Here is a 14,478-nt window from a genome sequence, read left to right on the forward strand (position 1 = left end):
TTGTATGTGGATTTGCCGCTTGCAAGGATATGAGCTGGAAAAATCGAAGCCGAATACGTTTGAAGATTATTTCAGCCGCTCGGAAGTAACGTTTCGCGAAGATGGGGTTGAAAAAACGCTTCACGTTCTATATTTGCGCTATTTTGAGGAATCTATTTCATCGTTTACGCCGTATGAACAAAATCCGATTTTTACTGTTTTAGGGCGTGACGTCTATTTCCGCGATATCGTTGCTTTCGTATGTTTATTGCAAAATCCGGCTTTCCGGCACCGTAAGCGAGTATATATTAATGAGGAAGAAGAATTTCGCCGCTATTTTGCGCATATGGAATTTACGAAGCTTCCAGACATATTTGCATCATTGCAGACAAATGGCGAATATCATTTAACATCACCGCTTCTTTTTATTCGCCAGCCATCTTAAAACCGATATGGGGGTCTTGTGAATATGGGGAACTCAATGGCTTTGAATCAAACGAAACAAGTAGAAGCCTTTTTGCAAAAAACCGTTCAGACGATTTCCAATTATTTAAATGAAACAACATTGACCAAACTATTGGCGGAACAAGAAGGAGGCGACAAAGCCTATTATGAATTATTGCTTTCGAATTTACGCCGCCTCGTTGTATATTGCGAGGAGGGGCTTGAGGCGTGCCGTATCATATTAAATGATGAACCATTTCGTAAAGCGGCGGCGGAAAAAACGTTGTATCGTGTCTATCATCTATGTATTGCCGAATATTTTACGCCAAAAAGCGATGCGTGGTATGAAGATAGCCGTTCCGCTTATACGGGACGCAACTCGATTAAGTTTCGTCAAACCCCTCCGCCTTCGTTGAAAGCTTTGTTGTTATCGCTTGAAAGCGAGTTTCAGACAATTCGTGAAGAGCTGGAATTTTATGAAACGGATTATCGGACGAAAATGATACAATCCAATTGAACGCAAGCTGTCCCACATCTGGGGCAGCTTTTTTGATGTTCATCATTCTGTCCTTGGTTTTGTCGGGTCGCAGGCAGGCGGTTTTACTTCATACGTCGTTTCAGCTAGTTTTTGCAAATAATAACATTCTTCTCGTGCCATATGGTTCGCCATAAGCGGCGTCAGGACGCCAAGCACTTCTTTATTTAGCTCCATTTCTTCCAATTCGCGCAAAAAACATTGAAAAATAACCATTTCTAATTGAATGCCCCGGTGAAAGCGATGTAAAGCAGGGAAATCGTATACGTTTGTTCGTAAATATTGTTCCAATGTGTTTTTCACGAGAACATCCGCTGGAAGCCCACTGCTTTAGCTGTGGAGGAAGGCGGGGGTTATATTTTCAATATATATTGAATTTTTCGTTCAATATAAGTACACTGGATTTAGAAAGGTAGGTGAATCAAGAATGCTCTGCACTCTCAAGATTAAATTAATGCCAACTCTTGAACAGTTTCATGCGCTGCTGGAAACAATGAAACGGTTTAACCAAGCATGCAACTATATTAGCGAGATTGCTTTTCGCTCCAGAACCTTTTCCAAAACGAAAATCCAGCGGCTTTGCTACTATGACGTCAGGGAAAAATTTGGCCTCTCTGCCCAAATGACCGTTCGTGCCATCGGCAAAGTGTCGGAAAGCTATCGTTTGGATAAAAAAACCTTGCATAACTTTAAAGAAACCGGTGCCATCGTGTATGATGAAAGAATCCTGTCCTTTAAAGGGTTAGAGTATGCTTCCATCCTTACCTTGCAAGGAAGAATGGAAATCCCTATGGTCATTAGCCGCTACCATCAAGGTTTGCTGTGCGGCAACCGTGTTCGGGGTCAAGCCGATTTAGTCCTTCAAAACGGTATTTTTTATTTACTGCTCGTGGTGGACGTTCCCGAAGGCCAGCCCAATTCCGAAAACGGATTTATCGGTGTGGACCTTGGCATCATGAATATCGCCGTCGATAGCACCGGTGAGGTATTTTCCGGCTCGAAGGTCAACGGGCTGCGCCGCCGCCATGCGAAACTTCGCGCCAAACTCCAAAAGAAAGGCACCAAGTCAGCGAAACGCCTGCTTAAAAAGCGTTCCAAGAAGGAAAAACTATTTGCCCGTGATGTGAACCACTGCATTAGCAAGAAGATTGTTGAAAAGGCAAAGGCACTCGGATGCGGCATTGCCCTTGAAGATTTAAAGGGCATCCGCCAACGCACCGAGAAAACGGTTAAAAAGCAACAGCGTCGTCAACACTCTTCTTGGTCTTTTTATCAGTTGAGAAAGTTTATTGAGTATAAAGCGGCGATCGCTGGCGTGCCGGTGGTATTGGTTCATCCAAAAAATACTTCCCGCACCTGTCCGGTTTGCGGACATGTGGCCAAAGAAAACAGACCGTCAAGGGATCAGTTTTGTTGTCGAGCTTGTGGGTACGCTGCCCCTGCCGACAACGTGGCTGCGGAAAACATCCGCAGGGCTGCTGTCAACCAGCCGAACGCGGCAGCCAATTAGGCTAGTTGCAAGCCCACGGCTTTAGCCGTTGGGTAGTTGACTTGTTCCTCATCTCGATTTATATGTAGGAAAATGGGTGAATGCGGACAAGAACGAGTTTTAGGTAGTGGGCATACGATATGGTGATAAAAATTAAGGGAGGTTTTTCAAGATGAATGAACAAGAACGAATTCAACAATATGTGGCGGAAGTAAAAGAATGGGGAAAACAAGTCGAGCAAATTTTGCTTCAGCGGGGGGAGGACGGCGGCGATTGCCGCGTTGATTCATTGCTTTCCTACATCGAACATCATGGCGACGCATGGACAGAGGACGCCATTTATGAACTTCAGCGCATGGTGGACGAAGTATATGAAAAAGCGCTGGTGTTTCAGCAAAATGAACAGTCGGCCATCAGACAGGAGGAAAGAGAAATAGAAGAAAGACAACAAACGTCCATCGAACAGGAGGAAAACGGGATAGAAGAAAGACAGCAAACGGTCGTCAGACAGGAGGAAAGCGGCACAGAAGAAAGACAACAAACGGCCAGCGAACAGGAAGAAGAAAGCGAGGCAGAAGAAAGACAACAAACATATGTGGCAGCAGGAAGACACGTCCTTCCGCCGCTTCCATACAGCTACGATGCGCTTGAGCCGCATATTTCCAGAGAAATTATGCGGCTGCATCATACAAAGCACCATCAAAGCTATGTGGACGGCTTAAATAAAGCGGAAAAAATGATGAAAAAAGCGCGCGAAACAAATGACTATGAACTGTTGAAGCATTGGGAGCGGGAAGCGGCGTTCCACGGTTCTGGACATTATTTGCACACGATTTTTTGGAATAATATGCATCCAAAAGGCGGCGGCCAACCGCGCGGTGAGTTGCTAGAACAAATAAAACGAGATTTTGGAAGCTTTGAAAGGTTTAAGCGCCATTTCACTGAGGCGGCAAAAAGCGTCGAAGGAGTCGGCTGGGCGCTGCTCGTTTGGTCACCGCGGTCGCACCGCTTAGAAATTTTACAGACGGAAAAGCATCAATTCATGACGCAATGGGATACGATTCCGCTTCTTGTGTTAGACGTTTGGGAGCATGCCTATTATTTACAATATAAAAATGACCGTGCAGCATATATTAACAACTGGTGGAATGTTGTTCATTGGCGCGATGTGGAAGAACGGTTTGAGCAGGCAAGAAAATTGCGCTGGAAACCGTTTTAATGAAAGGCGAAGGGGCATCCTTCGTCTTTCTTGCGTTAGCGTCATCTACAAGCGAAAGCTATCATGTTTTTCGTTCGTTAACAAGGCGGATTTGTATACTTGCAAATGACGTTTGTGCTGATGAACTTGTACATTTTACAATCATATCTATATTTTTTGGCGCATACACTTGTACAAAACAGCAAAAGGGATGGGGATTACATGAAGATACGGAAACAAATTGCACTGTTCATCGCAGCGGTGATGATGCTTTTTTCATGTATTCCGGATCGGGCAAAGGCAATGAACGGAGTCAGTGCGCAAAGCGCCATTTTGATGGAGCAGAATTCCGGACGCATATTATTTGAAAAAGACGCGCATACGAAGCGGCGCATTGCAAGCATTACCAAAATTATGACGGTGATTTTAGCGATCGAATCAGGCAAAATGGATGACACGGTAACGGTAAGCGCCCGCGCTGTTCATACAGAAGGGTCGTCGATTTATTTAAAGGAAGGAGAAAAAATAAAGCTTCGCGATCTTGTCTATGGGACGATGCTGCGTTCCGGAAATGACGCGGCGGTGGCGATTGCCGAACATGTGGGTGGCAGCGTGGAAGGCTTTGTTTTTTTAATGAACCAAAAAGCAGCGGAAATCGGCATGCGCAATACCCATTTTGCCAATCCACACGGATTAGACGATTCGGAAAATCACTATTCCACTGCCTATGACATGGCGCTTCTTATGCAGTATGCGATGAAAAATAAGGAGTTTCGCAAAATCTCCGGAACAGAAGTATACCGGGCTCCTGCTTCTCCCGGAGAAGATTGGGATCGGGTATGGAGGAATAAAAATAAGCTGCTCACTAGTTTGTATGAGTATTGCACCGGAGGAAAAACCGGCTATACAAAACGGGCAAAGCGAACGCTTGTGACTACCGCTTCCAAAGGCGGAATGGATTTAATTTCGGTAACATTGGATGCACCGGATGATTGGAATGACCATATTGCCATGTATGAATATGGCTTTGGCCATTATATGATTGCAAAAGTAAACCGAAAACGAATGGTGAAAAAAATTCGTGATTCCTTTTACAGAAAAAACATACAAGCAAGCCGTGATTTGCGATATCCTGTGACGGAAGAAGAAATCAAAGAACTGCACGTAAAAATTTATCTTCTTCGTCCGAAAAAAGATTGGAAGAAAGACGAAAGGGGCATTCCGACCGTCGTTGGGAAAGCGGTGCTGTATTTAGGGGATCAAGCGGTGGATGAAGTTCCGCTTTTGTATAAAAAGAGCGTAAGCAAGGAAACGAACCATTCCATTTGGAACGCATTTCATTTTTTAGGTGTGGGAAGCGATGGTTAATCTTATTTGGGTAGCGATGGCCATTATTGGAATTGTTTTTGCGATGATAAACGGTACGATGAATGAAGTGAATGAAGCGATTTTTAAAAGCGCGAAAGAAGCGGTCACAATCAGCATCGGCATGATCAGCATATTAGTGTTTTGGCTTGGATTAATGAAAATTGCCGAGGAAGCCGGTCTTCTTGAGAGGCTTGCTGCTTTTTTCAAACCGCTTGTCCGCCGTTTGTTTCCGGAAGTGCCAGCAAACCATCCAGCGCTTGGCTATATCGTCTCCAACATGATTGCCAATATGTTCGGGCTTGGCAACGCCGCCACTCCAATGGGGATTAAGGCGATGGAAGAATTGAAAAAGCTCAATGGCCATAAAGACGAAGCAAGTCGTTCGATGGTAACGTTTTTAGCAATTAACACATCAAGCATCACCCTTATTCCAGCGACGGTCATTTCGATTCGCATGACATATGATTCGGCATCGCCTGGAGAAATTATTGGGACTACGCTCGTCGCTTCAACCATTTCGACGGTTGGCGCGGTTTTCATCGACCGTTATTATTATTGGAAACGCATGCGGAAAGGCGGGAAGCGGTAATGGCGTTCATCCAACTCCTTTCTACTTGGCTTATTCCAGTAACCATTGCGTTTATTCTTTTATACGGAACCGTAAAAAAAGTGCCAACTTATGAAGCGTTTGTCGAAGGCGGAAAAGAAGGGATACAGATTGCCTTTTCGCTTATTCCGTATTTAGTCGGCATGCTTGTTTCGATTGCCATTTTCCGCGCGTCTGGCGCGCTTGATTATATGATGAACGGGATTAAACCGCTTGCTGATGCGATCGGTCTTCCGGCTGAAGTGGTGCCGCTGGCGATGATTCGCACCATTTCCGGCACCGCTGCGCTTGGGATGACAACCGATTTAATTGCTACATATGGTCCCGATTCGTTTATTGGCAGGCTTGCATCCACCATACAAGGAAGCACGGAAACAACGTTGTATGTTTTAACCGTTTATTTTGGCGCCGTTGGCATTAAAAAGATGGGAGATGCGCTCAAAGTAGGGATTTTAGCAGATATTCTCAGCTTTATCGTTTCCTTTTTTATTGTGCTGTTTGTCTTTGGAAGATAGCTCGCCTATGATTAGGCGGCTTTTTTTGTCGTTTTCTATCGATATAACTTTTGTATTTGTCGAAAAAGGGCGAGTATGATAAAAATAGTGAGAGAGCATGCTTGTATCTTTTGGATCGAAAGAGTAAGATGATGAAAGAGGTGAAACAGTGATGGAACGATTGCAAAAAGTTATTGCTCGTGCAGGAATCGCATCAAGACGGAAAGCAGAACAGCTCATATTACAAGGAAAAGTAAAGGTAAACGGAAAAGTCGTTACCGAACTTGGCGTGAAAGTAGGTCCCCAAGATAAAGTGGAAGTAGACGGGATACCGGTAGAAAAGGAGGAGCCAGTATATTATCTTCTTTATAAACCGCGCGGGGTTATTTCAAGCGTAAAAGACGATAAAGGCCGGAAAGTCGTAACCGATTTTTTCAAAGATGTCGATAAACGCATTTACCCGATCGGCCGTCTCGATTATGACACGTCCGGAATTCTTTTGCTTACGAATGACGGGGATTTTGCCAATTTATTAATGCATCCTCGTTACGAAATCGAGAAAGTATATATCGCAAAAGTGAAAGGAATTCCGACACGGGAACAATTAAAGCAGCTTGAAAAAGGAATTATGCTTGAAGACGGCATGACCGCGCCGGCAAAAGTAAAACTGCTTTCTCACAATAAACAAAAACAAACAGCCATTATCGAAATTCGCATTCATGAAGGACGGAACCGCCAAGTTCGCCGCATGTTTGAGGCAATTGGCTGCAGCGTGTTGAAATTGAAGCGGGAGCGGTACGCTTTTCTCGATTTAAAAGGGTTAAACCCTGGTGAATATCGTGAACTTAAACCGCACGAAGTAAAGCAGCTGCGCGCGCTCGCGTTATCGGGCGGCGGAAAATAAAACGGTTACATTGTCACATAACGTTCATATAATATCAATTTGTACGATAAAAAACACTGTTATAATGAAAAATGGGATATTACAATTTTAAGGGGTTTGAAAAATGAAAAAACAACAGCGGCTTGTTATGAGAATGGTGATTTTGTTACTGTTATTGGCGGCGGTTGGATACACGATTTATTCCAATTTTTTCACAGAAAAAGCAAGGGTAAAAGTTGGCTCAACGGCACCGGATTTTGTCTTGACAGATTTAAATGGAAAAGAACACCGTCTTTCGGATTATCGCGGCAAAGGGGTGTCTTGAACTTTTGGGGAACGTGGTGCAAGCCGTGCGAAAAGGAAATGCCGTACATAAACAGGCAGTATGGCGTATATAAAAAACAAGGGGTCGAAGTATTGGCGGTCAATGTTGGCGAGCCGAAGTTGAACGTGCAAAAATTCGCTGACCGCTTTGGCTTGACGTTTCCAATCATGATTGACCGCGAAGATCAAGTCATGAACGCATACGATGTTGATCAATTACCAGCAACTTTTTTGATCGACAAAAACGGCAAAGTGAAAAAAATCATCACTGGATCGATGACAGAAGAAATGGTCAAGCAATATATGGAAAGCATTAAACCGTAAGGAGTTTTGCCAAATGGAACATGTCAAATGCGAATGCGGCCATGTGAATCCGCACGGGACTGCTTTTTGCGAATCATGCGGAAAACCGCTTGAGGAAAACACGGAGAAAAAGCTTTTGGACATGCGCTATGAAGGAAGCGCGCGCCGTTCCCAAACATATAATAAGACCATTATCGATAAAATTTGGGCGTTTTTCTCTTCCGTGAAGGTCGGAGTGGCGCTTATTGTTATTACACTCATCGCCTCAGCGATCGGAACGATTTTTCCACAGGAAATGTACATTCCGCCGAACGTTAGCCCGGCTGAATATTATGCCGATCAATACGGATGGGCAGGAAAATTATATTATAAGCTCGGATTTAATAACTTGTATAAGTCATGGTGGTATATGCTTTTAATTGCGTCAATCGGCGTATCGCTCGTCATTTGCAGTTTAGACCGTGTGATTCCTCTTTATCGCGCGTTGAAAAAACAAGGCGTCACAAGACATCCGAACTTTTTTCGGAAGCAGCGGCTATTTAGTGTTTCGAAAGTCGATGATGTTGATGATGTGCTAAAACGCGTGAAAGAAAAATTGGCGCAGCGCCACTACCATATCCGTGAAGAAAACGGCAATATTTTAGCGGAAAAAGGCCGTTTTTCCCGCTGGGGTCCGTATGTCAACCATATTGGATTAATTATTTTCTTAATCGGGGCGATGCTTCGCTTCGTTCCGGGCATGTATGTGGATGAAGTGTTGTGGATTCGCGAAGGAGAAACGAAAGAAATACCTGGGACAAATGGGAAGTATTTCTTAAAGAACGAAAAGTTCATTTTTGAAACATATGAAAAAGGAAAGGAAAATGAAGTGTTTAATGAGGCGATTGATCGCGTCGGCAACGGCACGGTAGCGAAAAACTATCAAACGAACGTCGTGCTTTATAAACGCGTCGGCCCGGTTGTCGCCGGCGCAGAACCGAAGCTGAAAAAAATAAAAGAGTATAAGATTCGCGTCAACGAACCGTTGAAATATGATCATTACGCGCTATATCAAGTCGATTTTAAACAAAACGAGCCGTATAAAATGGCGTTTCAATTAACCGATAAAACGTCGGGAAAATCGTTTGGCACTGTCGTTATTGATTTGCACAATCCGAAATCTTCCTACAACCTTGGCAACGGTTATCGTGTAGAACTATTAAGCTATTTCCCTGATTTTTATTTTGATGAGGAAGGGAATCCGGCTACAAAATCAAAAGTTCCAAACAATCCGGCGTTCGTGTTTAAATGTTTACCCCGGACAAGCCGAAAGGGGAAGTAAGCTTTGTGGCCATTCAGCAAACGATTGAACCGTTCGGGGATAACAAGTATAAAATGGAGTTTGCTGGATTAGAGACGAGAAACGTATCAGGACTTACTGTACGCCGCGACTTTACGCTTTGGATTTTAGGCGTTGGCGGAGCGATCTTTATGATTGGTCTCATCCAAGGAATGTATTGGAACCATCGCCGCATCTGGCTGCAGCGCGTCAATGGCGAAGTATGGCTTGCTGCGCATACGAATAAAAACTGGTTTGGTTTAAAAAATGAAATTCGCCGCATCCTTGACGGAACCGGATTAGCGATGCCGGTCGATCAGGCGGATGAGGAGACAAAAGCGGGACAAGGAGGGCAAATGCATGGCGCAGCTCAGTAGCACGTTACTATATATTGCTTTTATTCTTTACTTAATTGGAACGTTTTTTTTCGGCGGCGCGATTCGCGATAAAAGAAAGGAACGAACGGGAAAAAATCGCTGGTCACAACTTGGAATTATCACGACGATTATCGGTTTTCTGTCTCAATTATGCTACTTTATTACACGGTGGATTGCAGCGGGACATGCCCCGGTCAGCAATTTGTTTGAGTTTACTACCTTTTTTGGAATGATGATTGTCGCCGCCTTTATCATTATTTATTTTATTTATAAAATAAGCATTCTCGGCTTATTCGCACTGCCAGTCGCCTTATTGGTGATCGCTTACGCCAGCATGTTTCCGCGCGAAATTACGCCGCTGATTCCTGCATTGCAAAGCGACTGGCTACATATCCATGTGACCACTGCCGCGGCGGGAGAAGCAATTTTGGCTGTTAGCTTTGTTGCCGGTCTCATTTATTTAATCCGTGTCGTGGACCAGTCCAAGCCAAGCAAGCGAACATTTTGGCTGGAAGTCGTCATGTTCTGCTTAATTACGACGCTCGGCTTTGTGCTTGTATCAACAGCATTCAGCCTTGCGGACTATGAAGCAAAATTTACATGGATCGATAAAAACAAGCAACAGGCGGAAGTCGTTTATCATATGCCTGCATTAGTCGGGCCGCATGAAGGAAAGCTAGTGAAAGAAAGCGCCGATCGTTTTGAGCCGCTTGTTTATATGCCGGCAATTATCAATGCGAAAAAATTAAATACGGTGATTTGGTCGCTAATCGGGGGCGCGATTTTATATGCATTGCTCCGTCTCGTGCTGCGGAAGCGGATCGCCGCTGCCTTGCAGCCGCTTGTCAAAAACGTAAACTTAGATTTAACGGATGAAATCAGTTATCGAGCGGTCGCGATCGGATTCCCCGTATTTACGCTTGGAGCGCTCATTTTTGCAATGATCTGGGCGCAAATTGCGTGGACTCGATTTTGGGGCTGGGACCCGAAAGAAGTATGGGCGCTTATTACTTGGCTGTTTTACGCCGCGTTTTTGCACCTTCGTTTGTCAAAAGGATGGCACGGTGAAAAATCGGCATGGCTTGCGGTCATTGGTTTTGCGATCATTATGTTTAATTTAGTCGCAGTTAACTTAGTGATTGCCGGGCTGCATTCATACGCCGGAACATGACGAAGCAGCGTAACTGGGATAAAAGGATGCCCCGAGGTTTGGGCATCCTTATTTTACAATAATGTGGATAAATGCCATGAATTTTTGTACAATAGTGAACAAGGGAGGATGTTCTATGGATAAAGATCAACAAGTCAAAATTTTAGTAGTAGATGATGAAGAACGCATTCGGCGCTTACTAAAAATGTATTTAGAGCGCGAAAATTATATCATTGATGAGGCCGATAACGGCGATGACGCGCTCGAAAAAGCGCTCGAAAACGACTATGATGTCATTTTGCTTGACCTCATGCTGCCAGGGAGGGACGGCATTGAGGTATGCAAAGGAATTCGCGAAAAGAAAGCAACCCCGATTATTATGCTGACAGCAAAAGGGGAAGAATCGAACCGTGTTCAAGGGTTTGAAGTGGGGACAGACGATTATATTGTTAAGCCGTTTAGCCCACGCGAAGTCGTATTGCGCGTAAAAGCGCTGTTGCGGCGTGCAGCGAATACAATGTATGTTCTTGCTGACACGACCGCAAAAGATGTGCTCGTTTTTCCACATTTAACAATTGATAACGATGCCCATCGCGTAACGGTTGACGGTCAGGAAGTGAATTTAACTCCGAAGGAATACGAGTTGCTTTTATTTTTAGCAAGATCTCCAGATAAAGTATTTGACCGTGAACAGCTATTGAAAGAAGTATGGCATTACGAATTTTTTGGCGATTTGCGCACGGTAGATACACATATTAAACGTTTGCGTGAAAAGTTGAATAAAGTCTCCCCAACGGCGGCAAAGATGATCGTAACCGTTTGGGGGGTTGGCTATAAATTTGAGGTAGTGAATGACTAATGTGGCTTTTTCGCAGCGTAGTCGGGAAATTATGGGTTACTATATTATTGCTCGTTTCGTGTGTGTTATTTGTTCTTACGATTCTTTTATTGAAATTTTTTGAAAATTATTATGTGCAAGAAGCGGAAAAAGAATTAACTCAGCTAGCAACAAAAATATCGGAAGTAATACATGATTACGAAGACGAAAAACTGGCCCGTTCCATTGCATGGACGCTTGTCGGTAATATGTCTAAAGCTGTTATTTTTGTTGATTCATCGCATTACTGGTATTCTCCTACAAACGATGAATTGCGGGATCTGCCGTTATCATTCATTAAGCAAGATAAAGATTTGCGAAAAGTATTGACAGAAGGAAAAAACGTAAAAAAGAAAACCTATTTGCCAAACGTACAAACCGGCAGAAGTCGATATAGCAGTGATGTGATTATTGTTGGCGTGCCGCTTGAAATGGCAAATGGAAATCGGGGCGGAGTATTTATTTACCAATCATTGCAGGCAATTGAAGATACAACAAGGCAAACGAAAAAGTTAATTTTTCTTGCGGCATTTATCGCCATTGTGTTAACAACATTTTTTGCCTTCTTCTTATCGACCCGTATTACCGCTCCATTGCGGAAAATGCGGCAAGCAGCGTTTGAAGTGGCGCGAGGCAAGTTTGATACAAAGGTGCCAATTTTAACGGATGATGAAATTGGCGGCTTGGCGATGGCGTTTAATCAGATGGGCAGACGGCTGCAGTTTAATATTAATGCCCTAAATCAGGAAAAGGAGCAGTTAGCAAGCATTTTAAGCAGTATGGCCGATGGAGTTATTACATTTAATCGCGATGGCGAAATATTAATTACGAATCCGCCTGCGGAGCGGTTTTTGCAAGCATGGTATTTTGAGCAAGGAAACGGTGCGGAAACGATGGCTCCGCTGCCGCCGCAAGTAAAAGAGTTATTTATTCGTGTTGTCCGCGAGGAGAAAGAGCAATCGATTGAATTGTCGCTACAAGGACGGACATGGGTGATTTTGATGACGCCGCTTTACAGCAAAACGACTGTACGCGGTGTGGTAGCGGTGCTGCGCGATATGACGGAAGAACGCCGCTTGGATAAACTTCGCAAAGATTTTGTCGCCAACGTTTCCCATGAGCTGCGCACGCCGATTGCGATGCTTCAAGGGTATAGCGAAGCGATTATTGATGATATTGCGGCAACGGATGAAGAAAAGAAAGAAATGGCAAAAGTGATTTACGACGAATCGTTGCGCATAGGCCGTCTTGTCAATGACTTGCTTGATTTGGCGCGCATGGAAGCGGGGCATATTACATTAGATTACGAAACCGTTCAGCTCGTTCCGTATATTGAGCGGATTATTCGCAAATTCCAAGGGCTAGCAAAAGAAAAACAAATTGATTTGTCGGCGGAGTTTAAAAATGAGGATATCCAAATTACGATGGATCCAGACCGGATCGAGCAAGTTTTGACGAATTTAATTGATAATGCGATTCGTCATACGGATAAAAACGGAATGGTCAAGATCATTGTTGAGCGAAGCGGAGACGGCGTCACGATTCATGTCCAAGATTCCGGCTCCGGCATCCCAGAAGAAGATTTGCCGTTTGTGTTTGAACGCTTCTACAAAGCGGATAAGGCGCGTACGCGCGGCCGCTCGGGAACGGGATTGGGCCTTGCCATTGCGAAAAATATCGTTGAGGCCCATAAAGGGACGATTTCCGTTCATAGCAAGCTTCATGAAGGAACGACGTTTACGTTTTATTTGCCAAATGGTCCGCATGAAACATAATATGCCCCCTTGCCTAAGCAGCGGGGGCTGTTTTTTTTGATGGCAGAGCGAAAAAGAATAGGGAAGCTAATGAGTAATGATGCGTTTATTTCGAACGATACAAAATATAGAGTGGTATAGACAACTAGATGATATGATGTTAATATAATTATATAGAAAGAAGGTGCAATAATCAGTGAAACGATGGTTGCTTAAAAATGCGGTTATATATGCGGAAACAGGAAAAATCGAGCAAGGATATGTGCTGACAGAGGGAGACAAAGTGATTGAAGTAGGGCCGATGTCCTCATGCCCAGCTTCTAGTGAAGCGGAGGTGATAGAGCTTGACCCAAGCTTCTCCGTTGTACCAGGGTTTATTGATGTCCATATCCATGGGGCATCTGGAGCCGATGTAATGGATGCGACAGACGAAGCGTTGCGCACAATGGCAAAAACATTGCCAAAGGAAGGCACAACGAGTTTTTTAGCGACGACGATGACCGCACCGATTGCGAATATTGAACGTGCTTTGCAAAACGTTTCGCAATATATATATAGCAGCAATCCACCCGGAGAAGCAGAGGTGCTTGGCATTCATTTAGAAGGTCCATTTATTTCTCCAAAACGAGCGGGAGCGCAGCATCCAAAAAATATTATTGAACCAAACATCGAACTATTTCAAAAATGGCAGAACATCGCGAATGGACATATTCGTCTTGTCACGCTGGCGCCGGAAGAAAAGAATGGATTGGCGCTTGCGGCATACTTAAAAGAAACTGGTGTCGTCGCCTCGATCGGTCATTCCGATGCGGTTTACGAACAAGTAACCGCCGCCATTCAATCAGGAGTGACCCATGCCACTCATTTATTCAACGGCATGCGCGGTATTCATCATCGCGAGCCGGGAGTTGCCGGAGCGGTTCTTATGCACGATGAAGTTGTATGTGAACTAATTGTCGATGGAATTCATGTTGCGCCGGAAATGGTCCGCTTTGCGTACAAAATGAAAGGCTGTGATGGTCTCATATTAATTACGGATGCGATGCGCGCGAAATGTCTCGGCGCCGGTATATATGAACTTGGTGGCCAAGACGTCATTGTTCAAGGAGAAAAAGCAACATTACGAGATGGCACATTGGCTGGAAGCATCTTAAAATTAGGCGATGCGGTGAAAAACATCATGTCTTTTACAGGCTGTACGCTGGAAGATATTATCCGCATGGCTAGCTGGAATCCGGCAAAGCAGTTAGGCGTTTCAGACAAAAAAGGAAGCATCCGCGCCGGGAAAGACGCTGATCTTGTCGTATTAGACGAACAGCATCATGTTGTGATGACGATATGCCGTGGTAAACTTGCCTATTCAAAATAAAAAAGGGGG

General features: G+C 44.2%; 12 protein-coding genes and 3 pseudogenes. 14 read left to right on the plus strand and 1 reads right to left on the minus strand.

The window, feature by feature from the left end:
- Positions 1–4 precede the first annotated feature (4 nt).
- Together NXM86_RS05545 and NXM86_RS05550 are read left to right on the plus strand one after the other, a co-directional pair.
- On the plus strand, positions 5–424 hold the full coding sequence (locus tag NXM86_RS05545; RefSeq protein ID WP_081188214.1) for a hypothetical protein: 420 nt from the start codon (positions 5–7) through the stop codon (positions 422–424).
- 24 nt (positions 425–448) lie between these two features.
- Positions 449–940 carry a YpuI family protein gene (locus NXM86_RS05550; protein WP_015864358.1) on the plus strand — a complete coding sequence of 164 codons (492 nt, stop codon included), beginning with the start codon at positions 449–451 and terminating at the stop codon, positions 938–940.
- A gap of 42 nt (positions 941–982) precedes the next feature.
- On the opposite strand, the pseudogene NXM86_RS05555 reads toward NXM86_RS05550, so the two are convergent.
- Positions 983–1,249, minus strand: a pseudogene (locus NXM86_RS05555) (DUF2935 domain-containing protein); the annotation flags it as partial.
- A 136-nt stretch (positions 1,250–1,385) separates the two neighbouring features.
- Here NXM86_RS05555 and NXM86_RS05560 point away from each other — a divergent pair.
- The 12 genes and pseudogenes from NXM86_RS05560 (at position 1,386) to nagA (ending at position 14,469) form a co-directional block, all read left to right on the plus strand.
- Complete coding sequence (locus tag NXM86_RS05560; protein WP_012748925.1) at positions 1,386–2,468, plus strand: RNA-guided endonuclease InsQ/TnpB family protein; 1,083 nt, start codon at positions 1,386–1,388, stop codon at positions 2,466–2,468.
- Positions 2,469–2,619: 151 nt separating this feature from the next.
- On the plus strand, positions 2,620–3,666 hold the full coding sequence (locus NXM86_RS05565) for a superoxide dismutase (RefSeq protein ID WP_498958721.1): 1,047 nt from the start codon (positions 2,620–2,622) through the stop codon (positions 3,664–3,666).
- Positions 3,667–3,867: 201 nt separating this feature from the next.
- Positions 3,868–5,013: a D-alanyl-D-alanine carboxypeptidase family protein gene (locus NXM86_RS05570; RefSeq protein WP_015864356.1), complete on the plus strand. Its 1,146-nt coding sequence runs from the start codon at positions 3,868–3,870 to the stop codon at positions 5,011–5,013.
- Positions 5,006–5,602 carry a nucleoside recognition domain-containing protein gene (locus NXM86_RS05575; RefSeq protein WP_089097878.1) on the plus strand — a complete coding sequence of 199 codons (597 nt, stop codon included), beginning with the start codon at positions 5,006–5,008 and terminating at the stop codon, positions 5,600–5,602. Before NXM86_RS05570 ends, NXM86_RS05575 begins: the two co-directional genes overlap by 8 nt.
- Positions 5,602–6,135, plus strand: a complete 534-nt coding sequence (locus NXM86_RS05580; protein ID WP_015864354.1) for a spore maturation protein — start codon at positions 5,602–5,604, stop codon at positions 6,133–6,135. Before NXM86_RS05575 ends, NXM86_RS05580 begins: the two co-directional genes overlap by 1 nt.
- 151 nt (positions 6,136–6,286) lie before the next feature.
- Positions 6,287–7,018, plus strand: a complete 732-nt coding sequence (rluB, locus tag NXM86_RS05585) for a 23S rRNA pseudouridine(2605) synthase RluB (protein WP_498958723.1) — start codon at positions 6,287–6,289, stop codon at positions 7,016–7,018.
- Positions 7,019–7,121: 103 nt separating this feature from the next.
- A pseudogene (gene resA / locus NXM86_RS05590) lies at positions 7,122–7,645 on the plus strand (thiol-disulfide oxidoreductase ResA).
- 13 nt (positions 7,646–7,658) lie between these two features.
- Positions 7,659–9,319 (plus strand): annotated as a pseudogene (resB, locus tag NXM86_RS05595) (cytochrome c biogenesis protein ResB).
- Complete coding sequence (gene ccsB / locus NXM86_RS05600; RefSeq protein WP_498958724.1) at positions 9,303–10,490, plus strand: c-type cytochrome biogenesis protein CcsB; 1,188 nt, start codon at positions 9,303–9,305, stop codon at positions 10,488–10,490. The pseudogene resB and the gene ccsB overlap by 17 nt, the downstream one beginning before the upstream one ends.
- A gap of 115 nt (positions 10,491–10,605) precedes the next feature.
- A complete protein-coding gene (locus NXM86_RS05605; protein WP_285755962.1) occupies positions 10,606–11,328 on the plus strand; it encodes a response regulator transcription factor in 723 nt (240 codons plus the stop codon).
- Entirely contained in the window at positions 11,328–13,121 is a 1,794-nt protein-coding gene (locus NXM86_RS05610; RefSeq protein ID WP_171699242.1) for an ATP-binding protein, read from the plus strand. Before NXM86_RS05605 ends, NXM86_RS05610 begins: the two co-directional genes overlap by 1 nt.
- A 175-nt stretch (positions 13,122–13,296) precedes the next feature.
- Complete coding sequence (gene nagA, locus NXM86_RS05615; RefSeq protein WP_062752787.1) at positions 13,297–14,469, plus strand: N-acetylglucosamine-6-phosphate deacetylase; 1,173 nt, start codon at positions 13,297–13,299, stop codon at positions 14,467–14,469.
- The last annotated feature ends 9 nt before the right edge of the window (positions 14,470–14,478 follow it).

The organism is Geobacillus sp. CX412 (genome assembly GCF_027942335.1).
GTDB lineage: Bacteria > Bacillota > Bacilli > Bacillales > Anoxybacillaceae > Parageobacillus_B > Parageobacillus_B toebii.

What these genes read in the sequence shown, in the direction of transcription:
- NXM86_RS05545 (WP_081188214.1), top strand. Translation starts at nt 5, where the DNA reads ATGTGGATTTGCCGCTTGCAAGGATATGAGCTGGAAAAATCGAAGCCG.
- NXM86_RS05550 (WP_015864358.1), top strand. Translation starts at nt 449, where the DNA reads ATGGGGAACTCAATGGCTTTGAATCAAACGAAACAAGTAGAAGCCTTT.
- NXM86_RS05560 (WP_012748925.1), top strand. Translation starts at nt 1,386, where the DNA reads ATGCTCTGCACTCTCAAGATTAAATTAATGCCAACTCTTGAACAGTTT.
- NXM86_RS05565 (WP_498958721.1), top strand. Translation starts at nt 2,620, where the DNA reads ATGAATGAACAAGAACGAATTCAACAATATGTGGCGGAAGTAAAAGAA.
- NXM86_RS05570 (WP_015864356.1), top strand. Translation starts at nt 3,868, where the DNA reads ATGAAGATACGGAAACAAATTGCACTGTTCATCGCAGCGGTGATGATG.
- NXM86_RS05575 (WP_089097878.1), top strand. Translation starts at nt 5,006, where the DNA reads ATGGTTAATCTTATTTGGGTAGCGATGGCCATTATTGGAATTGTTTTT.
- NXM86_RS05580 (WP_015864354.1), top strand. Translation starts at nt 5,602, where the DNA reads ATGGCGTTCATCCAACTCCTTTCTACTTGGCTTATTCCAGTAACCATT.
- rluB (WP_498958723.1), top strand. Translation starts at nt 6,287, where the DNA reads ATGGAACGATTGCAAAAAGTTATTGCTCGTGCAGGAATCGCATCAAGA.
- ccsB (WP_498958724.1), top strand. Translation starts at nt 9,303, where the DNA reads ATGGCGCAGCTCAGTAGCACGTTACTATATATTGCTTTTATTCTTTAC.
- NXM86_RS05605 (WP_285755962.1), top strand. Translation starts at nt 10,606, where the DNA reads ATGGATAAAGATCAACAAGTCAAAATTTTAGTAGTAGATGATGAAGAA.
- NXM86_RS05610 (WP_171699242.1), top strand. Translation starts at nt 11,328, where the DNA reads ATGTGGCTTTTTCGCAGCGTAGTCGGGAAATTATGGGTTACTATATTA.